16 protein-coding genes are annotated in these 25,810 nt (G+C 36.9%); 5 read left to right on the top strand and 11 right to left on the bottom strand.

Annotation, left to right across the window (positions count from 1 at the left end; translation table 11 throughout):
- Positions 1–12 precede the first annotated feature (12 nt).
- The 4 genes from IPM51_16495 to IPM51_16480 all read right to left on the bottom strand — a co-directional run bounded on the left by IPM51_16495 (position 13) and on the right by IPM51_16480 (position 13,807).
- The gene (locus tag IPM51_16495) at positions 13–3,363 is read right to left on the bottom strand and encodes a TAT-variant-translocated molybdopterin oxidoreductase (protein ID MBK9285896.1); all 3,351 of its coding nucleotides are present in this window, start codon (positions 3,361–3,363) and stop codon (positions 13–15) included.
- Positions 3,364–3,393: 30 nt separating this feature from the next.
- Positions 3,394–4,677 (bottom strand): c-type cytochrome, encoded by a 1,284-nt coding sequence (locus IPM51_16490; protein ID MBK9285895.1) that lies wholly within the window; start codon positions 4,675–4,677, stop codon positions 3,394–3,396.
- 234 nt (positions 4,678–4,911) lie between these two features.
- Positions 4,912–5,832 (bottom strand): type IX secretion system membrane protein PorP/SprF, encoded by a 921-nt coding sequence (locus tag IPM51_16485; GenBank protein ID MBK9285894.1) that lies wholly within the window; start codon positions 5,830–5,832, stop codon positions 4,912–4,914.
- Position 5,833: 1 nt separating this feature from the next.
- A complete protein-coding gene (locus tag IPM51_16480) occupies positions 5,834–13,807 on the bottom strand; it encodes a gliding motility-associated C-terminal domain-containing protein (GenBank protein ID MBK9285893.1) in 7,974 nt (2,657 codons plus the stop codon).
- Positions 13,808–13,923: 116 nt separating this feature from the next.
- Between IPM51_16480 and IPM51_16475 the strand changes: the two genes are divergently transcribed.
- Genes IPM51_16475 through lipB form a run of 3 tightly spaced genes read left to right on the top strand, consistent with a single transcriptional unit; the run spans position 13,924 to position 16,234 of the window.
- Positions 13,924–14,496, top strand: a complete 573-nt coding sequence (locus IPM51_16475; GenBank protein ID MBK9285892.1) for an NUDIX hydrolase — start codon at positions 13,924–13,926, stop codon at positions 14,494–14,496.
- 30 nt (positions 14,497–14,526) lie between these two features.
- The gene (locus IPM51_16470; protein MBK9285891.1) at positions 14,527–15,507 is read left to right on the top strand and encodes a bifunctional phosphoglucose/phosphomannose isomerase; all 981 of its coding nucleotides are present in this window, start codon (positions 14,527–14,529) and stop codon (positions 15,505–15,507) included.
- A 19-nt stretch (positions 15,508–15,526) separates the two neighbouring features.
- Positions 15,527–16,234, top strand: a complete 708-nt coding sequence (lipB, locus tag IPM51_16465; protein MBK9285890.1) for a lipoyl(octanoyl) transferase LipB — start codon at positions 15,527–15,529, stop codon at positions 16,232–16,234.
- Here lipB and IPM51_16460 read toward each other — a convergent pair.
- From IPM51_16460 to IPM51_16450, 3 genes are read right to left on the bottom strand one after another with little or no spacing between them, the layout of a single operon-like run.
- On the bottom strand, positions 16,231–17,028 hold the full coding sequence (locus tag IPM51_16460; protein MBK9285889.1) for an SDR family oxidoreductase: 798 nt from the start codon (positions 17,026–17,028) through the stop codon (positions 16,231–16,233). The two genes, lipB and IPM51_16460, sit on opposite strands and share 4 nt — an antisense overlap.
- The gene (locus IPM51_16455) at positions 17,025–18,029 is read right to left on the bottom strand and encodes a glycosyltransferase family 9 protein (protein MBK9285888.1); all 1,005 of its coding nucleotides are present in this window, start codon (positions 18,027–18,029) and stop codon (positions 17,025–17,027) included. The genes IPM51_16460 and IPM51_16455 overlap by 4 nt, the downstream gene beginning before the upstream one ends.
- Complete coding sequence (locus IPM51_16450; protein MBK9285887.1) at positions 18,019–18,777, bottom strand: glycosyltransferase family 2 protein; 759 nt, start codon at positions 18,775–18,777, stop codon at positions 18,019–18,021. The genes IPM51_16455 and IPM51_16450 overlap by 11 nt, the downstream gene beginning before the upstream one ends.
- Before the next feature lie 68 nt (positions 18,778–18,845).
- On the opposite strand from IPM51_16450, the gene IPM51_16445 reads away from it, so the two are divergent.
- A complete protein-coding gene (locus tag IPM51_16445) occupies positions 18,846–20,630 on the top strand; it encodes a tetratricopeptide repeat protein (protein MBK9285886.1) in 1,785 nt (594 codons plus the stop codon).
- A complete protein-coding gene (locus IPM51_16440) occupies positions 20,627–21,409 on the top strand; it encodes an amidohydrolase (GenBank protein MBK9285885.1) in 783 nt (260 codons plus the stop codon). The genes IPM51_16445 and IPM51_16440 overlap by 4 nt, the downstream gene beginning before the upstream one ends.
- Here the strand turns inward: IPM51_16440 and IPM51_16435 are convergent.
- The 4 genes from IPM51_16435 to IPM51_16420 all read right to left on the bottom strand — a co-directional run bounded on the left by IPM51_16435 (position 21,406) and on the right by IPM51_16420 (position 25,726).
- Positions 21,406–22,011: a hypothetical protein gene (locus IPM51_16435; GenBank protein ID MBK9285884.1), complete on the bottom strand. Its 606-nt coding sequence runs from the start codon at positions 22,009–22,011 to the stop codon at positions 21,406–21,408. The two genes, IPM51_16440 and IPM51_16435, sit on opposite strands and share 4 nt — an antisense overlap.
- A gap of 7 nt (positions 22,012–22,018) precedes the next feature.
- A complete protein-coding gene (gene asnS / locus IPM51_16430; protein ID MBK9285883.1) occupies positions 22,019–23,452 on the bottom strand; it encodes an asparagine--tRNA ligase in 1,434 nt (477 codons plus the stop codon).
- A gap of 77 nt (positions 23,453–23,529) precedes the next feature.
- On the bottom strand, positions 23,530–25,107 hold the full coding sequence (locus IPM51_16425) for a PQQ-dependent sugar dehydrogenase (protein MBK9285882.1): 1,578 nt from the start codon (positions 25,105–25,107) through the stop codon (positions 23,530–23,532).
- A gap of 88 nt (positions 25,108–25,195) precedes the next feature.
- Entirely contained in the window at positions 25,196–25,726 is a 531-nt protein-coding gene (locus tag IPM51_16420; GenBank protein ID MBK9285881.1) for a MarC family protein, read from the bottom strand.
- Positions 25,727–25,810 lie beyond the last annotated feature (84 nt).

Genomic DNA, 25,810 nt, shown 5'->3' with positions numbered 1-25,810 from the left:
TTATAAAATTAATTATGAATGTTTTTCTTCCGTTTTATGTTCTTCATGTTCACCGTGAGCAGGTTTCTTTCGTTCTGTTTCACCATAAAAAGTTATTTGCTCATCCACATTTCTAACTTTTAGTAAATAAGAAACAGTAGGTTTGACCCCAAGTTCTTCTAATAGAACATAATTTTTATCGTCCTGACGCCATTTGGTTACTTCAGCATTTTCATCATTCACATCACCAAAAATAATTGCATTTGTTGGACAAGCCTGTTGACATGCTGTTTTAATTGAACCATCTTGCAATGGAGTACCGGCTTTTTTAGCTGCTAATTTCCCAGCTTGTAATCTTTGTTGACACATTGAGCATTTTTCCATTACACCACGCTCTCTGATTACTACATCTGGATTCAACACCATTCTTCCAAGTTCTGATTGAGTTGGATTAATGTCGGTGAACATATTATTAGTATTGTAATTAAACCAATTAAAGCGACGAACTTTAAATGGACAGTTATTTGCACAATAACGAGTTCCAATACAACGGTTATAAGTCATCATGTTCAATCCTTCGTTACTATGACTTGTTGCCAATACCGGACAAACATTTTCGCAAGGCGCATGATTACAATGCTGACACATCATTGGCTGGAATGTAACCTTTGGATTCTCCGAAGGATTTTCCATTTCGATGTACATTTTTTTGGTTTCCATCAAGCCATGTGCATCTGCAGATTGCTTAGTCGTGTTAGAAGTATAATACCTGTCGATACGCAACCAAAACATGTCTCTGGTTTTTGCTACTTCTTCTTTACCAACAACTGCAACGTTATTTTCAGATGTACATGCTACTACACATGCCGAACAACCAATACATGTAGACATGTCTATAGTTAATCCCCACTTATGATTTGGGCGATCAAAAGCACCATACAAATCAATTTCACTCACATGCTTTTTACCACCACCATGTACCGTTAATTCAGCTGCAGGGTTGTAATAACTTTTGTCTTTTGTTTTGTATTCGTTTAATGAAGTTTCGCGAAGTAAATACTCTTCACGTCCCATTATCGTATGTTGAATTTGTGTTGCAGCAAATTTATGCGTGTTTTCTGTTTTACTTACAGTAGCTGCTGAAAATGGAATTATATTATTTCCGCTTACCGTTAAAACTTGAAAGGCATTTACCCCTATTCCATTAGCTACTTTTAAAGTTTCAGCTGCACGACCATATCCTAATGCTAATCCAATTGTACCGGGAGCTTGACCTGGTTGTGGGAAAACCGGCACTTCCAATTTTACACCATTAACAGTTAACTCTACAATGCTACCAATAATATCTTGACGTAACATTTCATGTAGACCCATTTCTTTTACATCAATCGGTGACATGGTTATGTAATTATCCCAAGTCACCTTAGAAATAGGATCAGGTAATTCCATTAACCATGGGTTATTGCTGTAGTTACCATTTCCTAAACCAATTTTTTCATATACAAAAATTTCAGTTGCTGCAGATTTAAAAGATGTTGCTGCCGTTGCAGCTTTGTTATAATCCGGAGTAGGAAGAACCTCTTCAGGGCTTATTGGATTTTGAACCTTTGGTGCCTCTTCCAATTTTACCGAATCTGAAACTGCCTCTTCCATTGCAACAGCAACTCCATTTAAAATTGGATTTCCGGTTGAATCTTTTTCAATTGGCGCAACTGTATTTACTACTTTATGTACAGCAACCTTTACAACACCATCATGAAGAGCGTTAGCCCAAAATGATTCAAAATCTAAAAATTTTCCTTGTGCAGGAAATATATGATTATTCCAATACCCTTGTAAGTATGCTAAATAATCAGTTTTTACACCTGACCATTTTAATATACTGTTTTGAAACTGACGAGTACCTTCATGGCGAGGTTTTGCGAAAATCGGATTAATAGTTGGTTGTTGTAAGGAATAGTGTCCGCGTTTTGGATTTGCATCACCCCACGACTCTAAATAATTATGATCAGGACAAACAACATCAGCTAAAGAAGCCGTTTCATCCAGCACTTGTGCAAACGAAACTTTTGTGGCTACTTTTTTATAAGCATCTGCAAATTTTAAAGAAGCAGGGCTTGTATAAACAGGATTACAATTGTGTGTCATTAATACACCTACTTTACCTGCAGCCATATCTGAAATTAATTCAATAAAGTCAGCATCATTTCCTTGCTTTAAATTATAATGTAATTCAACATCAACAGTTTTTCCGTAATTATCAAGCATTTTATTAATGCCATTTACTAATGTTTGAATATTTTCGTCATTTACACCGGAAACTACTAGGGATTTCCCTTTGTTTTTCAATAATTCTTCGGCAGCTTTTTTAATGGCTTTAGCCGCATCAGCATTTCCAATTTTTTCATCACCGGAAACTTTTGTATTTCCTGTTGCACCGGCAACTTCATTAAATAAGGCTACAGTAATTTTCCCTAATTCAGAGGGCTTTACCATATATCTGTTATCGGCATTAGCTCCTGTAAGAGAAAGATTAGCCTCAAAATGATAATGTTTACTCATTTCGGGTTTTTCCTTAGTAACCTTTCTGGTTTTTGCATATTGCTTAGCAAACTCAATTGGATTTAACCAATTACCTAAGAAATCACAAGCAATTCCTACAATAGTATTTGCATTTGAAAAATCATAAGAAGCAATTACCGATTTTCCAAAAACATTTTTATTAGCAGAAACAAGTGCGCTATAAGAAATAGCATCATACATCACATGTTTTGTATTTGGATATTTTGCTTTGAATTCAGCAATAACTGCTTTGGTTGAAGGACTGATAATTGTAGAACTTAGAATTCTAATAGCTCCGCCTGCATTTAAAGCTGCGGCTACAGTATCATCTGCTGTTTTCCAAGTTGCATCAGCACCTTTTACTTTTGGTCCTCTTAATCGAGCCCCGTCATATAAACTCAGAATGGAAGCCTGAACGCGGGCACTTGTTCCGCCGTGACTAACTTTAGAAAGATCGTTTCCCTCAATTTTGATTGGTCGCCCTTCTCTCGTTTTAACTAAAACAGATGCGTAATCATGTCCGTCATAAAATGTGGAAGCATAAAAATTAGCAATTCCGGGAGTTACTTCTTCCGGTTTAACTAAATACGGAATGGATTTATTCACCGGTGTTTCACAGGCTGCTAAAGCAACAGCTGCTGTTGAGAAACCCATCACTTTTAAAAAATCACGACGTGAAGTTCCATTACTTTGATTAGCCTCATCATTCAAAAACTCATCAATAGGCAGAGGGTCTGCAAATTCATTTTTATGTTTTTCTTGAAACTCCGGACTATTATGTAATTCCGGAAGGCCTCTCCAATACTTTTTTGACATAGACATCAGTATTTTTATTCTAAATTTTTTTATTAATTAATAATGGCACTTACCACATTCTAATCCACCTATTTTATCCACAGTCATTTTTGCATCGTACTTACCGGCATATTTCTTTTTAAATGCCGCATGCATACGATCGTAATACGCATTGCCTTCAAATGCAACTTGTGTTTTTCTGTGACAATCAATACACCATTTCATAGTTAATGGATTTTTCTGTTCAACAACTGTCATTTCTTTTACATTCCCATGGCAATTCGCACAATCTTGCTTACCAACAACCACGTGTTGCGAGTGATTAAAATATACATGATCAGGTAAATTGTGAACCTTTATCCATGCAATTGGATTTTCTTTTGACTTGTCGTAAGTCATTGTTTTAGGATCAAAACCTGCCGCATCATAAATTTTTTGGATTTCCTTTTCACCATACTTAGGGCCTGTTTGAATTCCTTTATGGCAATTCATACAAATATTAACCGAAGGTATACCGGAGTGACGAGACTTTTCTACAGAACTGTGACAATATTGACAAGCTATTTCATTATCACCAGCGTGCAATTTGTGAGAGAATTTTATAGGCTGTTCTGGCTTATATCCCTTTTGGGTTTTCCAATCATAATAAACACTGATTCTGAAACAGGCATCCCAACAAGACTTCATTCCCATAAATGCAATCACGATACAGAAAACACCTACTAAACGACGATTAGAACCCATCCAAGATTTAGCTTCTTCCCAAAATGAAACATCAGGATTTTCAGCTTTTCCTTCTTTACGATTAACTGCATTTTGAATAGAAGTTCTTACACTTCTTATGGCGCCAATTAATAAAGCTAGGATTACAATAACAGCTAAAACTAAATATAATGGTTCAATACCTACATTCTCCTCTTCAACATCTTCAGTAGCGACTGCAGAAGATGGTCCTTTACCAGGAGCAGCGGGAGCAGGAGCTTTTAAAAATCCGATAATTGCATCAACATCTTCTGAAGTCAACTGACCTTCAAAAACCGTCATTGCGGCTTTACCGAAATCACCATAAATTTTATTGGCGTAGGCATCACCGCTTTTAATCAGTTTTTCATTATTAAGAATCCAGTTTTTTAACCAATCTCCCTTTGGAGCGCGATCGAAAACACCCTTTAATCCCGGACCCGTTAACTTCTGATCGGTATGAGAAGCATGGCAGGATGCACAATTCTGTTTAAAAAGTTTGGCTCCATCCTGTGAATAGACTGCCTTTGTAAATACGAACAGCGAAAAGATTGCCGTGAGCAAACTTTTGACCAATGTTCGGGACATGTTTTTTTTCATATGAAAATGAGAAAATTTAAATCTTTTTAAGTCTTTTCTAATGACAATTAAATGACATTAACGATGGCAAATTTAACAGAAGATTGAGAATTACACTCGGTTTTTTTTATTTTTTTTAACAGAGTTTGTAATTTATAATGATTCTAAATAACGACTTGGAACCAAGGGAATATTTAAAATTCCACAGCTTGATTGTAAGCAACCTTGAACGGCTTAACTGTCAGGAAATTTGACTTATTTTTCTACCTCTTGCTCCCAGGCGGAAGACTGTTTTTTAGTAAAACGTATGCCAAGCATAAGTTCATGAGTGCCGGTGGAATATTTTCTGATGTTGGTTGTTGTATAATCATATGAATAGCCCACCATTAAATAGTTTTTATAAAGATATCCGATTAACGCGGTAAAGGAATCGTTATGGCGATAAGCCCCTCCTAGCCAAATTGTTTCCTTGTAAATAACTCTTAATCCGCCATCAAATTTAGGTGGAGCCGGAATTGCATATTTTACTAAAAAAGAGGGTTCAATTTTAAAATCCTCGTTTAAATCAAATTTGTAAGCGCCGTTTAAATTATAATGGCTGGCCAATCGACTTTTACTATTTTTTTCATATAAACCAATTTTAGCCTGATACAATTGAGGCACGCTAAATCCGAAATAAAATCGATCTTTTTTATGAAAATAAATCCCTGTTCCAAAGTCGGGCACGTAAGTAGTTTGATAATTCACTAGCAAATTCTCATCGCCTGGATCATGAAGAATTAGTTTGTGTCCGTCTATACCCCACTGTAACACTCCGGCGCTTAATCCCATTGATAAATGCAAATCTTCCTTTAATTTTAAATGATAGGCATAAGAGAAATTAATCCCGGTTCTTCTTGTCGGGCCAACGATATCAGTATACAAATTCATACCTAATCCCATATTTTTATCTTTGATTGGACCATGTGCAGTTAGCATATAGGTACGTGGAGCATCGGTAATTCCTATCCATTGTAACCTGTTATTAGTTCTCACATCGGCATATTCCTCTTTCCCGGATACTGCAGGATTTATAGCCAATTCATTCAGCATATACTGAGTATACTGTGGTAATTGTTGCGCATTAACGAACACAAGTAGAAGACTAAAAATAAATATGTATAGATATTTTTTCATTTTACCTGAAAATAGTTAATGGCCCAGTATATGGTTTTGTGTAAGCCGGATGATTTAAATTAATAACATAATAATAGGTACCAACAGGCAAATCCTTTCCATTAAATCTACCATCAAAATCAGATTGATAATTCTTTCGATAAAACAATAATTCACCCCATCTATTATACACTTCAACTGTATTTTCAGGGAATTGTTGAATATTATCAATAACCCATTTATCATTCTTTGTATCTCCATTCGGACTAAAGCCATTAGGAATAATGATTTGCGGATATAAAACTACTCTTACAGTATCGCTAGCCGTACAGCCTGTTGCCGGATCAACCACTATTACCGTATAAGTTACATCTACTGTATTTGAAGCTATAGGATTAGCGATAAACGGATTATCTAAAGTTCCTGCAGGTAACCAAGTGAAAGTTGCTGCACCCGTAGAAGTTGGAGCTCCACCAATGGTTATGTTAGAAAAAATTGGGATTGTGAATGAAGGCCCTGCATCAACAAATGGTAATGCTAATGAATTTACAACAACAAAATCTGTGTCTTTACATGCTAATACGCTTGAAGTAGTAATTAAAACAAAGGTGTGAGTTCCTGTCGGCGGATTAACCAAAACTGAGGAAGTTGCTGCAATGGTAGGTGAAGGAATTGGCATTTGAAGCCATTCATATTGAACAGCACCAGATGAATTAGTTCCGGTTAATATAATTGAACCTAAATCACAGAAAGAAGTATCTCGTCCTGCATCTGCTGTTATAGAAATTGTAGGTACAATTGTTAATGTGCTGGTTTGCGTACAGCTTTTTGAATCAACCACCGTAACAGTATAATCACCAGCTAAAACATTATTTATGGATTGTGTATTTGCCGTAAAAGAATTTGGACCACTCCAATTAATATTAAATGTAGGTGTGCCGCCCGCTGGTAATACGGTTGCAGAACCGTCTGCAATGGAGCTACAAGAAGAATTTGTTAATGAACTCACAGCTGTTAATGTTGCCGGATTAACTAAAGTTACCGTTTCATTGATAGTACAACCTAAAGCATCAGTTACCGTACCGGTGTAAACCGTTAGGCTACCAGGGCCGGCACAAAGACTTGTGGCTGGATTTGTGGTCATACTCGAAGGTGACCATAAGAATGTATAAGGTAGCGTACCTCCGCTTGGAATTAAGGTTATTTGTCCGTTACAATCATCAGCGCACATTGGCTGAACGGTATTGGTAATACTCAATTGTAATTTTTGATTTTCTGTAATTGTGAATGTTTGGAATGCGCGACAGCCATCACTGGCAATGACGGTTAATGTAACTAATCCGGAACATAAACTAGTGACTACTGGACCATTTGCTCCTGTGCTCCACGTATAAGTAAATGGTGTGCTAGTTCCGGTGGCTTCCGCAATAATTGAACCTGTACAAGCACCAAAACAATTTACATTTGTTTGAGTGTGTGTTAATGCAGGCGCTGTTAGATTGCTAAATGTGAATGTTTGAGTATAGGTACATCCTGCCGCATCTGTAATTGACACTCCATATACACCGGCGCCTAAATTTGTTACTGTTGTGCCTGAACTAACAATTGGAGGTAGCCAGTTTATCGTGTATCCAGGAGTTCCACCGGAAGGTACAATACTAATAGAACCGTCATTATTTCCACAAGTTGGTGGGAAAACAAAAGGATTTACAGTTAAAACATTTACAGCGCTTATAGATGTAGAAGCAGTTCGTACACATCCATTCGCATCAGTCATTTGGACAAAATAATCTCCCGGACATAAATTATTAATTGAACTTAATGTTGAAGAAGGTGCGATCCAACTAAATGTAATTACCGGTGCCCCACCGATTGGACTAACAGTAGCTCCACCATTACATAATCCAAAACAACTTACATTTTGTGTAGTAAATGTTTCTCCGGTAATACCGCTGTTACTACTAATTAAAACATTTTGTGTTACTGTACAGCTATTGGCGTCAGTGATTAATACTTGATATAATCCTGCACATAAATTATTTACCACGGAAGTAGTTGCGCTGTTGGTCCAATTAAACTGATATGGAGCTCCTGTTCCACCGGAAGGAGTAATAGTTGCCGAGCCATTACATAAACTACATCCCGGAGCAGCAATAGATGATGTGGCTGTAATTTGAGTTGGGGAATTAATCGTTTGCGTGAACGTGTTAAAACAACCATTTCCATCAGTAACTAAAGCTGTATACGTGCCATTGCATAAATTACTCGCAACATTTCCGAATTGTCCATTACTCCAACTGGTATTCATCACCGGCGCACCACCCGAAGGCGTAATCGTGATTGAGCCTACACAATTTCCAAAACAAGGATTTTGCGATGTGTTGAATAAAGCTGTCATATTTAACGTTGCCGGTAAATTCACAGTTTCTGTAGAAAGACAGCCGTTTGCGTCTGTAATTTGAATGGTATAATCTCCGGCACAAGCACTTGTTAAGGTTGGTGAGTTATTTGGACCAAGCGGAGACCAATTGTAGGTATAACCAGGAGTTGCTCCGGAAGTATTCAATACTATAGTTCCATTACAAATTCCGTTACATGTTGGTAAAGTAAAGCTTGGATTAATAATTAATGGAGGAGGCTCGGCAATGGTTACCGTTGTAAACATGGTACAAGCACTTGGTAAACTAGAATCAGTAATTTGTGCAGTGTAAGTTCCGGCACATAAACCATTAATAGGGTTAACTGAACTCGGGGCAGGAGGCACTAACCAATTTGCGGTATATGGACCGGTTCCTCCGGAAATTAGCACTAAGTTAACGGTTGCTCCTCCTGTGCAAGCTCCATTACAAGTAATACTTGTAGAACTTACCGGAGTTACACTTGGACCATTGGCATTACTTAACGGAATAGTAAGAGAGTTTGTACAATTATTTATGTCTGTTATATTAACTGTATAAATTCCGGCTCCTAAACCGGTAGCAACTGAACCGTTAGGGATTCCACCTGGTTGCCAAGCAATATTATAAGTTGGAGTTCCACCAGAAACAACTACAGTGATTGATCCATTATTTAAACCACAACTAGCAGGTGCCGCAGAAGGGACAATCGTATAAGCAGGAGGGTTAACCAAAGCAAAGGTTTGAGTAACTGTACAACTATTATTGTCAACAATTGTTAATGTGAAATTACCGGCACACTGAGAAGAAATAGAAGGTGTATTTTGTCCGCCGGGTAACCAAGTAAAACTAACCGGAGCAGTTACATTGGTAGCATTACTAATGGCAGCGCCATTACAATTTCCATTACAAGAAGGGTTTGTGGTTGTTATATTTGCTAAAACCGCCGGTGGGTTTGTAAGCGTTACAACCGCATTCGCCTGACATGAAGCGGCGTCGGTTGCAATTAAAGTATAATTTCCGGCACATAATCCGGTTGGATTTTGCCCTGTTCCCGCCGGTGCCCAATTAAAACTAACGGTTCCCTGATTTCCGGCAAGATTGGTGGTAATACTTCCATTACATGAACTATTACATAACGGATTTGTAGGTACTAGAGTTGCTGTGAATGGGGTAACCGTGGCAATAACAAAAGGCATTACCGTAAAACAACCATTCCCATCGCTAACCGTAGCAGAATAATTGCCTGCACATAATCCATTAATGGTTGGTGTAGTTACAGGCGAACCAGTCCAAGAATAGGTGAGAACAGGCGTACCACCAATGGCTGCAACTGTTGCAGATGCATTACAAGAATTTGAACAAGAAGCGCCTATTGAAGTTAATGTAGCAGTTAGCTGAGGAGGTTCTGTAACAGATACTGTAGTAGTGGCCGAACAACCATTACCATCAGTGGCAATTACGGTATAAATATTTGGACATAATCCGTTAATAGAAGCTGTTATCGCTCCTGCAAATCCACCAACAGGAAGCCAAGAGTAAGTTATCGGGGCTGTGCCTCCCGAACCGTTAGCTAACGCAGATCCATTACATGCATTAAAACACAACACGTTTGTGAATGTTGCGGTTAGTGTAATTGCTGGCGGAGCAACAACATTAAATGTGCGGGTTTGCACACATGAATTAGCATCTGTTATCGTTACCGTATAAATTGCCGGTGATAAACTCGAAACCGTTTGCGTTCCTTGTCCAACAATTCCTGTTGTAGGAGTCCAGGCGAAATTATAACCGGGCGTGCCTCCACTTGTATTAATTACTATTGTTCCATTATTGCTTGTATTACAAAGTGGATTAGTGAATGAAGACGTGACTGTTAAAGCCGGCGGTCCAAGAATATTTATAGTTTGTGAAGTGATACAATTCGTTATCATATCCTGAACGGAAATATTATAGGTTCCGGAATTTAAAGATCCTGCTGTTGTAGTAGCCCCAACAACGGCAGAGGCAGTTGCTGGCGACCAGGTGAAAGTATAAGGACCACCACCACTTGCGGTTACCGTAGCCCCACCGTTATTTCCACCAAAACAGGAGACGGAAGTTGATACCGGCGTTAAAGAAGGGCCAGCAGGATTGGATAATGCAGTAGCAATAGTATTGGTACAAACACCGTCTGAAATAATTACAGAATATGCTCCAGCTCCTAAACCGGTTGCACAACTTGCATTACTCACCCCGGGTGTCCAGGTATAAGTATAGGGTCCGCCATTACCGCCACTTGCGGTTACACAAATACTTCCATTCGAAACACCGCAACCGGTTGGACTTGTAGCAGTAAAAGTTGCAGTGATAGAAGGATTAGAAACTATATCAAAAGTAAATTGCTTAGAACAATTATTCGCATCGAATACAATAAGTGTGTATCCGCCAACACACAGGTTAGTTATTGAAGAAGTACTTTGTCCGCCCGGAAGCCATGAATAGGTAAGAACGCCCGTTCCACCAGAGGCTGTTGCTGAAATTGCGCCATTGCAAAATCCAGCACATGGAATGTTAGTTTGTGAAGTGGCAACTATTATATCTGGAGGATTCACAAAATTAATTGTGGCAGTATTAGAACATAAGAACTGATCTGTTACTAAAACCGTATGAACTCCGGCGCAAAGGCCTGTTGCGGTTTGTGTATTTTGACCCGAAGGTGTCCATGTAAAATTATAAGGGGCACTACCACCTGTAGGAGTTGCTACAGCTGTTCCTGTACATGCATTAAAACATAAAATTCCGGATCCAGCAATTGCAATGGAAACATTCACTGTTTGGAGAATTAAAATATTTGCAGTTGCAATACACCCTGCAACATCCGTAACCGTTACTGTATAATTTCCCGGACAAAGACCTGTCATTGCAGAAGTTGTTCCTACTGTTGCGCCTAAAGTGTTAGTCCATACAATGGCGTAAGTTGGAGTTCCACCTGAAGGCGTAATTGTTGCTCCACCTGTACATGCATTACAACTTGTTTGAACACTATTTACAACTATACTTAAAGCAGGCGGATTATTAATACTGAATACGACAGGTTGGCTACAGTTATTTGCATCAATGACTGTGGCGATATAATTCCCTGTACACAATCCGGAAATTATTCCCGTTGTATTTGAAACGAGTGGTGGCACATTACATTGGATTGTATAACCCGGAGTTCCTCCAGAAGGCGTTATTGTTGCAGAGCCATTACAACCTCCTGCACAACTTGGGCTAGAGGTATTGACAGTTATTGTAATATTTGGGGGATTTGTAAGTGATTGCGTAACTGCAACTGTACAATTATTTGCATCATTTACGGTAAGCGTATAATTTCCTGCACAAAGGTTAATATTTGGATTTCCTATGAATCCATTTGACCAAGAAAGCGTATATCCCGGCGTACCACCTCCTACATTTGCATTTAATATTCCATTGCAATTACCATTGCAACTCGGATTAGTTGGTGTAATTGTTACTGTAATTTGTGTAGGTTCTGCCAATGTAGCTGTTGCTGTTGCAGTACAACTATTGGCATCTGTAACAATTAGAGTATAATTACCAGCACATTGGCCAGCTAGCGCCGGACCTGAGGCCGTTCCTGTTGGAGTAGTCCATAAAAAAGAATAACCCGGACTTCCGCCTATAACATTTCCGGCTACCGTTCCATTACAACCATTAAAACAAGTTACCGAAGTTGATACAATATTTGCAATTAAAGGGTTTGGTTCTTGAATATTAAAAGTAAAGCTTTGTGTACAACCCGTGGTTCCTCCAATAATTAAAGTGTGAATTCCTACGCACAATCCTGTTAACGATGCGGTCAAACTTGGGCCGGCTGTAGTTGTGCCTCCGCCGGGCAATAACAAAGTATAAGTATAAGGCGAATTTCCACCGCTTGGAGAGGCCGTGATTACCCCGTTACAAGCACCGGCACAGGTGATTGATGATGATGAAACATTTGGCGTAATACTAGAAGGTTGCGTAATTACAACAGTTGTACTTGTTGGACAACCTTGAGCATCTAAAATATTTACTGTATAAGAATTAGCACATGAATTGGAAATTGTTCCGGTTCCCTGTCCTGCCGGAGGATTAGGATTCCAGGTAAATGAATAAGGTCCGGTACCACCCGAAACTGTTACTGAGGCACCTCCTGTACAAACATTAAAACATAATAATGACTGCGTAGTAACTGCAACCGTATATGCCGGAGGAGCTGTAACAGAAATAATCGCTAAGGTTGTACAACCGGTAATATCTGCTATCACCGCTGTATAATTTTGTGCTGTTAACCCGGTAACCGTTCCAGTACCTTGTCCGCCTCCAGGTACAGGCGACCAAGTATATTGAAATGGGCCTCCATTTCCACTGGCGGGGTCTACACCTAATGATGCCGAGCCATTTGCCAAACCATTACATTGTACATGTGTGACAACAGGATTTATTGTCCAGGCATTTGGACCTGTAATATTAAATCCTAAGGTGGTTGTACATAGTCCACCATTATTAGAAATTGTAACTGTTTGTCCTCCTACACCTAAACCAGTAATGCTAGGTGAATTGGCGCCGGGGCCTGGCGTCCATGTGAAATTGTAAGGGGCAATTCCCCCACTAACGGTTAGCGATATGGCGCCGTTTGTTCCTCCAGGACACGATACCATGGTTGCGTTTGAGGTTACTGTTAATTGAGGGGGGCCGGTAATTGTTGTGGTAAAGGGAGGGTAAACGCAACCGTTTGCATCGGTAACAGACGCACTAATTATTGCGTTTGCGCACAATCCGGTGATGGATGCGGTTTGACCTGCGGCAATAACACTTGTTGCACCTGTACTCCAATTTATTGTATATCCCGATGTTCCCCCTGTAGGAGACACAACTGCAGCACCGTCACAAAATCCAAAACAAGTTACACTTTGGGTGGATGATCCCCAATTAAAAGCAGCCGGACCCGGGATGTTATTTGTGAAAGTTGCCGTGCAACCCTGGGCATCCAAAACGTTAACAGTCATTATACCCGCACACAATCCCGTATTGGTTAATGGGCCATTAGAAACTGTGTTAATTGGTGCTCCTGAAGGTGGAGTAACTGTGAAATTATAAGGGGCAGTAGCATTAAAATATATCTGGCTAACTGACCCATTACAAGCAACAGGTGGAGCGCATGTGACAGTACCTAAAGTTCCCGGAGTTCTTTGAATACTCGGTTGATTCACCGGTACATTCGCGAAATCAAATAATGTTGCACTATTGTCGGTAATTGAAATGAAATATAAACCCAAACAAGCACAAGCATCAGTACTGATGGTATACGTGCCGGGGTTATAAGTACCGCTACCGGTTGGTAAAGGGCAAGTTCCACTGGGCGCAATAGCTATACTGTAAGGTAAAGTGTAAGGACCGCCGGCAAAACAAGAAGGTTGAGCAATCGTTAAAATAATTTTGGCATCACATCCCGGGCTACAACTCGGTTTTATAACCGTCCATGTAGCGCATGAGGGGTTTGAATTAAAAGAACCCGTTTGCTGTGCTTTAACAAACGCAAAAAGAATAGAGAAAATTAAAATAAGCCTGAACCTCATGCTAAACTATTACGAAGCTAAAGAGTAATTGGTTACTAAAATAAGTTAAATTAAGGACTTAATCAACAGAATGGGTGTGTGAAACTATGCAATAAAAGAGTTAATTTAGACTTTCAATGACTGAAGTACGACCAATTAATCCCTGGAAAACACTTAAAAGTGAAATAAAACTTGAAACGCCTTGGATTAAAGTAGAAAAACATGATGTAATTACCCCTTCCGGAACGCAAGGTGTTTATGGTACGGTGCATTTTAAAAATCTGGCAATTGGCATCATACCTATTGATAATCAGCTAAATACGTGGCTTGTAGGGCAGTGGCGCTACCCTTTAAACGCATATAGTTGGGAAATAATTGAAGGCGGAGGCCCTTTAAATACCGATCCTTTGGAGTCCGCAAAAAGAGAACTTAAAGAGGAAACAGGCTTAACAGCAATGAGTTACGAGTTAATTTGTAATATGCACACCAGCAATTCGGTGAGTGATGAATATAGTCACATATACTTAGCAACAGATTTAACTGAAGGAATAGCTGAACCAGATGAAAATGAGGATTTGAAAATTATGAAAGTTCCTTTTCAGAAAGCTTATGAGATGGTTATGAATGGTGAGATAACTGATTCATTAAGCATGGTTGGCATATTAAAGGTGAAAGCTTTAATAGACGAGAACAAATTACAAATTAAATAAGAAAAGGATTTATTCTATTACTTTTGCAACATGAAAGAACTTGTAGAAAGTTTCGTTGATCAATTGAATGAAGGTTTGACTATAGCTAACCAAGCTATTATAAGTAAGTCTGAAAACATTCATCAAATCATTATTAGCGGATTAGGTGGCTCCGGAATTGGAGGTACAATACTATCAGAACTGATTTCAGATAGCTGTACTGTTCCGGTCATAATTAATAAAGATTATTTTTTACCGGCCTTCACTGGCCCTAATACTTTAGTAATTATCTCAAGCTATTCGGGGAATACAGAAGAAACTTTACAAGCCATGCAACAAGCTTTGGAAAAAAAGGCGCAAATTGTTTGTGTATGTAGCGGAGGAAAAGTATATGAATTGGCAAAACAACATCAATTAGATCACATTATAATTCCGGGCGGTAATCCTCCTCGTTCTTGTATAGGTTATTCTTTAATTCAATTAATAAAAATATTTATAGCCAAAGGGTTTGCCTCAAATAGTTTACTATCAGATTTAAAAAAAGCTATTCACTTATTAGATCAAGAAAAAAACAACATCAAAACAAAGGCGCAACAAATAGCATCAAAAATCTCTAATAAAATTCCGGTTATATACTCCTTAGGATCTTGCGAGGGCGTTTCTGTTCGTTTCAGACAACAAATAAATGAAAATAGTAAAATGTTGTGCTGGCATCATGTTTTTCCTGAAATGAATCATAATGAATTAGTAGGATGGACTACCAAGAATGATAATTTAGCTGTACTTACATTTCATACTTCATTTGATTATAAGCGAACAAAGAAAAGATATGAAATTTGCAAACCCATATTTGAAAAATATTCTTCGGGAGTAATAGACATTGAAGCAAAAGGCGAAAGTAAATTGGAACAGTTTTTATACTTAATTAATATTGGGGATTGGATTAGTTGTTACATTGCCGACATTCGTGCTATTGACCCGGTTGAAGTAAACGTAATCAACCATTTAAAATCAGAACTTTCTAAATTCTGATTTACTAATCAGATTAAATTTGAAAAATAATAAGATCATATTTCGCGATCTTGGTTTAATGAACTATTCGGAATGCTGGAATTACCAAGAGGAATTGTTTGAAGAGGTTGTTCGAATTAAAACCTTAAATAGAGATTTAGCAGAAGAAGAAAAAATCACCACTCCAAATTATTTACTTTTTGTGGAACACCCGCATGTTTACACTTTAGGTAAAAGTGGGGATGAAAAAAACCTATTGCTAAATGAATTACAACTGCGAGAAAAAAGCGCCGAATACCATAAAATAAACAGAGGCGGAGATATCACTTATCATGGTCCCGGACAATTGGTTGCTTATCCTATACTTGACTTAGATAATTTTTTTACGGATATACATAAGTATTTGAGATTATTAGAAGAAACTATAATTGTTACATTAGAAGAGTATGGAATAAAGAGTGAACGAAGCCCGGGCGAAACCGGTGTTTGGATTGATTCGGGAAATCCATTACAGGCTCGTAAAATTTGTGCCATGGGCGTGCGATGCAGCCGTTGGGTAACCATGCACGGTTGGGGATTTAACATCAATACCGATTTAAACTACTTCAATAATATTATTCCTTGTGGAATTACTAATAAAAAAGTAACCAGTATGAAAGCTGAATTGGGAAGAGAATTGAATATACAGGAAGTGAAAGAAAAACTTAAAAAGAATTTTGCAATTTTATTTAATGCTGAAATAGTTTAATAAGGACTTTGTTTCCTTATTAATTTTGAAAACCAGGTCGGAAAAAATCTTTTAATTTTAATCATTAGTAATTCCTTACCGCCCACAAAAATTTCATGTTTATTATTTATTATGCCTTCTATTATTATAGCCGCACACTGTTCTGCACTCATGCTATTTTCATGACTCGGATCCATTTGATTGTGTTTATTTCCGTCGGCTATTACTGCATTTAAGGAAACAGAAGTTTTTATTTTACCCGGACAAACCATCATTACTTTTATTCCTTTATTTTCATTCTCTAGTCTTAAAGATTCAAAATAACCATGCAAAGCATGTTTTGCCGCACTATACGATGATCTTAAATAGAATCCGAATTTCCCAACTATACTACTTATCACCACAATTGATCCGCTTTTTTGTTTAATCATATATGGCAATACAGCTTTAGCTATATTTACTTGCGCAAAATAATTTACTTCCATCAATTCTCTTTCTATTTCAACCGTAGTTTCCAGTAGAGAACTTCGTTGACTCATTCCACCATTATTAATCAGTATATCTATTCTGCCGAAATGATTTATAATTTGAGCTACCCATGCACTTGCGTTTGATGTGTTTATTAAATCAAGCGGTAATATCATCAAATCCAACGGAGGTAATTTGGTATTCTCCCCTACTCTTTTTAGTTCATTCTCCCTGCGTGCCGAAAGAATCAATCTACATCCTTTTTTAGCTAAATCAATGGCCAAAGCTTCACCAATGCCGGAAGAGGCACCCGTTATCCAAACAACTTTATCTTTAAACTCCTTCATTTATTCTCCAGTAAATTTACCACTTGTTGCGGATTTATTTGTTTAATGCATTCACAATATTTACCCTTTGCACAGGTAACGCAATTTGGATCAAATACCAAAGCATGCGAATTTATTCCTACTGGCTTCCATCGACCCGGATGAATTGGTCGGCGAGATGAAAATAATCCAATAGCTTTTATTCCTACTGCCGAAGCAATATGCAAAGGCCCGGTGCTTGCAGCCACTAATGCATCACAAGCCTTGATAAACGGAATAAATTGTTGTAATGAAAGTTTACCGCTTATGTTTATGGCCTTTGGATTATCTAAAATAAATTCCTTCATAGCTAATTCATCATCTGCAGTTCCACTAATAAAAACTCGATATTTTTCGGATGGCAATAAATCAATTAATTTTTTAAAATTCTCTAATCCCCATTCCAAAGCACTTCCTTTCGATTTGGGGTGAATAATAATATTAAATTTATCTTTTGTAGGTAAACTCAGGCTTTCATGTTCAAAAGATTTGAGCTTCGTAAATCCATACAAATTCGGAATTTCATTTAGGCTCACCTCTGTACTTTCAATAATCTTTTCCAGTAATTTAATATTCAATTGGGTCTCATGTAAATCAGAATTTTTTCGAGAAAGCGAGATAAGCCGATTACAAGTTGTCCAATGATACAAACGATTAGTTGTACCTATTCGATTTTGAATTTTTGCTTTTTTGGCAAGTAAGGCTATTGATTTTACAGGAAAAACATGAATGAAATGCGTTGCTTTATAAGATTGTAATGCTTCAATTTGATTTTGAATATCTTTTTTTTCAATCTCGTTATAATCCAAAAACTCATCCACATGTTCACTGGCCAGTACTACATCTTCTGTATAACGTTTACCTAAAAAAATGATTTTACAGGCCGGACAATTTTTTTTTAAAAGGCCTAACATGGGCAAGGTTAATATAACATCGCCGATACTATCTGTTCTGCTTATGATGTAAACCGGTTTATTTTCCACTATACAAACTCCTGATTTTTTTATATTTTAAATAAGTGGCATAAGCTGAAATTTTTGAAATTCGATATCCGGCCAATCCATCTAAAAATCCCAAATGCAAAACATAATGATCAATAAACTTTGCAATTGGATTAACAAAAAGTTTATAAAAAGCCGCATTTTTTCCTTTGGCTAAATAAGCTTTGGCGGCAATTGAGGTGAAATAATCTACCTGCTTATAGTGATCCTCAATCGTATAATAACTATAATGTAAAATATCACCTTTTAAAAATCCGGTATGCTCATCACCATTAAACAATTCGTATCGATCGTGGGGATTCATTCCGGTCCACGCGCCCTTACTTTTATCCCACAATCTTAACTTCTTATCCGGATACCAGCCACAATGTTTAACCCAATGCCCGCAATAATTGGTTAAACGGTTCATATAATACCCGTCCTTTTTAAAATCCAGCTTAATTTTTTTAATCGATTCTATTAATTGCTTGTCTAAGGCTTCGTCTGCATCCAGGGAAAGTACGTGATTATGTGAGCTATAGGTTATTGCCCGGTTTTTTTGTTCAATATGCCCATCAAAAGCTTGTTGCACAAACCGAACACCGTGCTTTTTACAAATCTCTTCTGTTTTATCGGCACTAAAAGAGTCTAAAACCACTATTTCATCAGCCACTTCCTTTACAGAAAGCAGGCAACGTTCAATGTTTTTTTCCTCATTGAAGGTTATTATTACAACCGACAATTTAATCACTGTTTAAAAATACTATTTTTGCTTAGTTGAAATTAAGCCGCCATAACATAATTAATGAACATTTTATAGTGATAATTGCAGTTTGCATTACTTTGCTATTGTATTTGCAGTTTTTGAATTTCCCGGCAATTAGTTGGGACGACCCCGAAATGGTATTTAAAAACAAGGATGTACGCAGTTTTAACCTTTTTGCTTTTTTTTCCAGTCACTATGTAGGTAATTACATTCCGCTCACCATGTTTTTTCATGCCCTGAATTGGAAATTGGCAGGAACAAACGTAGGCGGACATCACCTTTTCAATATTCTGATTCATTTATTGAATGGGGTTTTAGCTTTTCGAATTGGGCTTATTCTTTTTAAAAACAAAGGTCCGGCAAATGTAATTGCCATTTTATTTCTTTTACATCCCCTACAAATTGAAAGTGTAGGCTGGATAAGTGAATTGAAAAATGTACTCTGGGTATTTTTTGCTTTTCTTTCCATACATGCTTATTTGAACCCTATTGAAAGCAGCTCGCAAAGCAAATACTTAAAAGTTTTTTTATTTTTTCTTCTGGCCTGTTTAAGTAAACCTTCAGCCGTTATTTTACCACTTCTATTTATTGCATTGGATATTTTTCAAAACAATGATTTTAAACTAAAATATGTTTTGCATAAAATTCCGTTTCTAATTATTGCAATAATATTTGGTATCATCAATATGAAAACACAAAGTGCTGATTTATTCATTAATTATTCGCATGCTTTTCCTTACTACCAGCGTTTTGCTTTTGGCGGATTTGCATTATTAAAATATATCGGCTTTTTCACTTTTCCCATTGGCTTATCGGCCTTACATCCTTATCCTGAATTTAATTCGTTTATATTAATAAGCGGAATCACCTTCTTTAGCGCTGTCATTATTTTATTAAGTTATTTATTTTACAAGAAATCATTTAAACTATTCGCGCTCATTAGTTTACCACTTATTAATTTAATACTGGTTTTACAATTTATACCTTTTGGCGAATCACTCTATGCCGACCGTTATATGTACATGGCCTTATTTTTCTTTAGTTTATTGCCGGTTTATTGTATTGCACAAAAAGAGCGCGTTTTAAAATATAGTTCGATTTTACTAATCATTATTCTGCCCATAATAAGTTTTTCACGCATGCGTATATGGAGCAGTGCAGAAAATTTATACACGGATGTCGTAAAAAAATATCCCGAATCTTTTGTTGCTTTAAACAGTTTGGGTACTGAAAAGATGATGTTAAATAAAGATACCGAAGCCTTACAATATCTGACCGAAGCGGTACGTGTGAATGAAAAAAATTACAAAGGTTACTATAATCTGGGTTTGGTGTTGTTGAAACTAAATAAAAGTGATGAGGCCATAAAAAGTTTTAATCAAGCCATAAAACTAAAAGAAAATACTAAATCCTATATCGGTCGCGCTTCAGCCTATTACAATAAAATGGACATAGCCAAAGCAATCAGCGATGCTGAATATGTTTTAAAAAGTGAACCTAATAACGCAAAAGCACTTTTTATTTTAGCTAATTGTTATAATGAAATGAATCAACTCGAAAAAGCGATTTCTGTTTATGACCTTTGCATTCAAGGAGACGCTGATGAACCTGATTTTTATTTTAAACGAGGGATTGCCTATGGTAAAATGCAAGATTTTTCGAAATGCAAGTTGGATTTAGATAAATGTTTAATTTTAAATAAAAATTATATTGAAGCTTATTATTGGAGAGGTGTAGTAAAAGTGAATTTAAAAGAAAATCCCTGTGCTGATTTAAAAATAGCTGCGCAAAATAATTATAAACCCGCCGTTACCGCATTTCAAAAATATTGTCAATGAAAATAAGTTTAATTCAATCCAAAATTTACTGGGAAGACCAGGTAGCTAATTTAATTCACTTCCATCAATTAATTGCTTCCATCAAATCAAAAACAGATTTAATTGTTTTGCCTGAAATGTTTACCACCGGTTTTACCATGAATCCAAAAAAACAAGCAGAGGAAAACGGAAGTACACTTTTATGGATGTTGGCAGAGGCGAAAAAGAAAAAAACAGTTTTAATGGGTAGTGTAGCGATAAAAGAAAAAAACAAATATTATAACAGATTATATGTTGCCTACCCAAACGGAAAACATCAACACTACGACAAACGCCATTTATTTAGAATGGCCGGAGAAGATCAAGAATATACTGCCGGAAAAAATAAACTAATTATTAAAATCGGAAAATGGAAAATCTGCCCGCTAGTTTGTTATGATTTACGTTTTCCGGTTTGGAGCAGAAATAAATTCACTGAAAAAGGAAGTTGGGACTATGATGTTTTGATTTATGTGGCCAATTGGCCTAAAGCCAGAGCTTACCCTTGGGAGCAATTATTAATAGCCCGTGCCATTGAAAATCAATGTTTCGTTGCCGGCGTGAACAGAATTGGGAAAGATGGAAATGGAATTGAATACAGCGGCAATAGTACTGTAATAGACGCAAAGGGAATTTCGCTTGCAAAATTTAAAAACGGAGCGCCCGGAATTTGTACTGTTGAATTAAAAAAGAATGAACTCGATAAATTCCGAAAAAATTTTCCGGCCGGGCTGGATGCTGATAAATTTAAATTAATTTAATAAGAACAGTATTTGTTATAGGTATATACAAATGCAAAGGCGTCATCTAAAGTAAAGATGCCGCTTTTTTTTGCCGATTCAGAAGCTTCCCTGCACATACCTGCAAATTCCACAAAATCATTGGTGTTCCTTCTTAAATTCCACCTGATGTGTTTTTCATCGTGTTTGTTGTAAAAACTGATATCTCCAAAATAACCCAACCAGCCAAATAATTTACGATGCATTAATGGATATACACTAATAGGACCATTTAAAGCCACAGCTAAAAAAATATATTTTTTCTTTCGCACTAAAATAGAACCAACAGCCTCTTTTCTTTTCAGGCAATGCATTTTATTTAATTTTCCTCCAAACCAAAATCCCACTTCTTTAATATTAGCCGATGGTTTGATGTATATTACTTTTCCCTCTTTAGCTACAAATAACAAACCATATTGAAGTTCATAAAAGTTTGCCGAGTCTTCAAAAAACTTCATGGCTTTTACTTCTATTTTACCGAACACACTATCTCCGGAACTATTGAGGTAATAGGCCCTGAATAATCCGGCCCGTGCAAAAAACGTGCTAAAGAAAATGCAGATAATTAAAATGACTTTGCGCATGCAAAAATTAAAACTCACAATTTTTTGGTGTACGCGGAAATGGAATCACATCGCGAATATTGGTCATACCGGTTACAAATAAAACCAAACGTTCAAATCCTAATCCGAAACCTGCATGCTCACAGGCTCCAAAGCGTCGCGTATCTAAATACCAATCTAATTCTTCAGGAGGTATACCCATCTCTTGCATACGCGTAACCAGTTTATCTAATCGCTCTTCACGCTGACTCCCCCCTACCATTTCCCCGATTCCGGGAAATAAAATATCCATGGCCCGCACGGTTTTTCCATCATCATTCTGACGCATATAAAATGCTTTAATGTTTTTTGGATAATCTGTTAAAATTACCGGCTTTTTAAAATGTTTTTCTACCAAATAACGTTCATGTTCACTTTGCAAATCAACGCCCCATTCCCCCACTAAATATTGAAATTTCTTTTTCTTGTTATGATTACTTTCTCTTAAAATATCTACTGCTTCCGTGTAGGTAATTCGCTCAAATTTATTTTCTAAACAAAACTTTAACTTTTCTATTAAACCCAATTCACTTCTTTCGTTTTGCGGTTTTTGACTTTCTTCTTCTTTTAATCTTTGCGCCAGCATTTCAATGTCATCTCCATTTTTTTGCAAGGCATAAGAAATCACATACTTTAGCATTTCCTCTGCTAAATCCATGTTGTCATTTAAATCATAAAAAGCCATTTCGGGTTCTATCATCCAAAACTCGGCGAGGTGACGCGTGGTATTGCTGTTTTCAGCTCTAAAAGTTGGACCGAATGTATAAATATCACTTAATGCCATGGCTGCCAACTCACCTTCCAACTGACCGCTTACCGTTAAGTTAGTTGCTTTCCCAAAAAAATCTTCTTTGTAATCAATTTCCCCTTGTTCATTTTTAGGAGGATTAGCAATATCAAAATTGGTAACGTGAAACATTTCCCCTGCACCTTCAGCATCTGAACTGGTAATAATGGGTGTATGGATGTAAACAAAATCTTTTTCTCTGAAAAATTTATGTACCGCAAACGCCAAACTATTTCTTACTCTGAAAACAGCACCAAAAGTGTTTGTGCGGAAACGCAGATGTGCAATTTCTCGTAAAAATTCCAAACTATGTTTTTTAGGTTGTAAAGGAAATTTCTCCGGATCACTGTCTCCTAAAATTTCAATTTTATCCACCATCAATTCCACCTTCTGTCCTTTTCCCTGGGAGGCAATTAATTTACCTTGCACAGCAATGGCAGCACCGGTAGTAATTCTTTTTAATATTTCTTCTGCCGTATTTTCAAAATCAACTACAGCTTGTAAATTATGTAAAGTTGATCCATCATTCAACGCAATAAAACGATTGCTTCTGAATGTTCTAACCCAACCTTTAACCAGCACTTCCTGATTTTCGGGATTTAAATTTAATATTGTTTTTACTTTCTGACGCTTCATAATTAATGAGTGCAAAGTTGGCAAAAACAAATGATTTAAGAAATAAAATTTACTGAAATATAAGCCCTGACTTTAAACTACCTGCTCATTACCATAAATCGTTTATGTAGTACGCCACCATTCTCTAATTTAACCGATAAAAGATAGGTGCCTTGCCCAAAACCTGTAGTATTTATTGAATCAAATTCCCGCATACTCGAATAAATTGATCTCCCCATAAGATCTACAACTTTTATTTCATGTATTGGATAACTACACCTAATACTTAATTGTTCGCTTACCGGATTCGGATAACAACGCAAGGCTTGATTTAAAATTTCAAGCTCATTAAAACCGGGATTTGGATCCAGTGTATAAACACTTATTTTATCTCTATCAGCTCCGCCATTATTAATCAAATATATCTTTTTACCATCCGTTGAATAGGCTATATCTCTTAATCTACCATTTTGAGCTTGATCAGCGCCAAAAAATTTGCTCGGATTTGGATTTAAGGTTGTACTTGGCACTAGTGACATTCCATCTATTGAAAGTTGAAACTTATACATTTCCATATCTGTAGTTAGTCCGTTTTTTAAAGTAACCACCAAAATGCTATTGTTCCAACCCGGAATACCGCTACTATTATAATATATTCCATCCGATGGGGCCACGGTACACCAATCCGCATAAACGGACGTAGTAGGTTGTGAAGTTGCGCACCACGAATAAAAAGCTTCTTTTAATCCATCACCGTTGATGCCCGGGGTAAGTGTATAGGAACTTACAAATGCAGATTCACCGGGATAATTATTGTCGGCATGATAACCCCGTACATTTTTCCATCCATAATTCTTTCCCTTTTCTAAAATATTTATTTCATCATCCGTTCTGTCGCCGTGTTCTATTTCATATAAAATTCCGGTAGATGGATTATAGGCCAATCCTTGAGGATTTCTATGACCACGTGTGTACATGGAATTTCCGGAAACCGGATTATCAATCGGTATACTCCCATCTAAATTAAAACGATGTATTTTGCCGTTTTTATAATTCACATCCTGCACATAATTATTTGGGTTGTTAATTTGTGGCGTATAACAAGTGGGGGCATTTACTTCTGATATTCCGTTATCTCCTGTACTAAAAATCAAATAATCGTTAGTGCCTTGCCTTACAGCAAGCAAACGACCACCAATATGATCATACCCATTTGGGAGATCATTTACTATTGTGGTATCACTTACTACCTGAGAAGTTCCATGATCCCATTTTAAACGGCGTATTTTAAATTTTGTAGAAGGAGTAAGCGTATTACTGTTATAAGAATGAACAAAATAAATAAAAGCTGTAGCAGGATTTAAAAATTGAGGGTGTAGTGCCAAGCCTAAAGTGCCCTTTTGAATATCCGGCTGATGGCACAAAGCCAATTTTTCTGAAACATCACCATTAAAATAATCGGAAGCCGTATATACAATTGTTTTATTTCCGTTTGCCGGATCAACTTTGGAAACAACACCACCTGCTTCGGTTATCCATAAATAATTATCAGGGCCATAAGTAAGCTCCCAAGGAGTAGTTAAGGTTGTGCTTAATTCAGAACGAATAAAAGATTGCGCCTGTGTTGCACCGATTAATCCAATCAAAAAAATAATTAATATTATTGCCTGTCTCATCTTACTAAGATATGCAATTTTGTATATTACTTTTTAAAGAAAAATCACTTAATTTATTTTTCAAACACACATACGTTTATGGAAACCTTTACAAACCGGTATTAGTTCTAAAAAGTTTAATCGCCAGGGCTAATAAAATAACGCCAAACACTTTTTTGAGTATGGCAATGCCCCCTACTCCTAAAATCCTTTCTAAAACATGTAGTTTTTTCAAAACCACATATACTATACCCACATTAATAATAATGGCTATAATTATGGAAAGAATATTATATTCCGCCCGAATGGAAAGTAAAGTGGTTAAAGTACCGGTTCCGGCAATTAACGGAAAAGCAAGCGGTACAACCGAGGCTGTGGCCGGAGCTTCTTCTTTTGAAATTTTTATGCCCAATATCATTTCCAGTGCAATAAAAAACAAAACAAAAGAACCGGCAATGGCAAAATCCTGCACTTTAATACCAATAATATCTAAAATGGAATTTCCGACAAACAAAAATAAAATCATGATTAATAAGGATACCCACGAAGCTTTAAAAGCATCAATACTTCCGGCTTTTTCTTTCAGGTTAAGGATGATAGGTATTGAACCAATTACATCAATAACGGCAAAAAGCACCATGGTTACTTTTAGTATCTCAATTATGTCAAAGCTAAAATTCAAGCCCACAAAATTACACTTTTACTTTAATTTTCAGGAATAATC

The organism is Sphingobacteriaceae bacterium, assembly GCA_016715905.1.
Lineage (GTDB): Bacteria > Bacteroidota > Bacteroidia > B-17B0 > Aurantibacillaceae > Aurantibacillus.
The sequence above is the reverse complement of the archived record's forward strand: the minus strand, read 5'-3'. Positions and strand labels throughout refer to the sequence as shown.

Coding starts and splice junctions, on each gene's coding strand:
- IPM51_16490 (MBK9285895.1), bottom strand. CDS start 4,677: ATGAAAAAAAACATGTCCCGAACATTGGTCAAAAGTTTGCTCACGGCA.
- IPM51_16440 (MBK9285885.1), top strand. CDS start 20,627: ATGAAAATAAGTTTAATTCAATCCAAAATTTACTGGGAAGACCAGGTA.
- IPM51_16485 (MBK9285894.1), bottom strand. CDS start 5,832: ATGAAAAAATATCTATACATATTTATTTTTAGTCTTCTACTTGTGTTC.
- IPM51_16470 (MBK9285891.1), top strand. CDS start 14,527: ATGAAAGAACTTGTAGAAAGTTTCGTTGATCAATTGAATGAAGGTTTG.
- IPM51_16475 (MBK9285892.1), top strand. CDS start 13,924: ATGACTGAAGTACGACCAATTAATCCCTGGAAAACACTTAAAAGTGAA.
- IPM51_16420 (MBK9285881.1), bottom strand. CDS start 25,726: ATGGTGCTTTTTGCCGTTATTGATGTAATTGGTTCAATACCTATCATC.
- IPM51_16435 (MBK9285884.1), bottom strand. CDS start 22,011: ATGCGCAAAGTCATTTTAATTATCTGCATTTTCTTTAGCACGTTTTTT.
- IPM51_16480 (MBK9285893.1), bottom strand. CDS start 13,807: ATGAGGTTCAGGCTTATTTTAATTTTCTCTATTCTTTTTGCGTTTGTT.
- IPM51_16460 (MBK9285889.1), bottom strand. CDS start 17,028: ATGAAGGAGTTTAAAGATAAAGTTGTTTGGATAACGGGTGCCTCTTCC.
- asnS (MBK9285883.1), bottom strand. CDS start 23,452: ATGAAGCGTCAGAAAGTAAAAACAATATTAAATTTAAATCCCGAAAAT.
- IPM51_16425 (MBK9285882.1), bottom strand. CDS start 25,107: ATGAGACAGGCAATAATATTAATTATTTTTTTGATTGGATTAATCGGT.
- IPM51_16495 (MBK9285896.1), bottom strand. CDS start 3,363: ATGTCTATGTCAAAAAAGTATTGGAGAGGCCTTCCGGAATTACATAAT.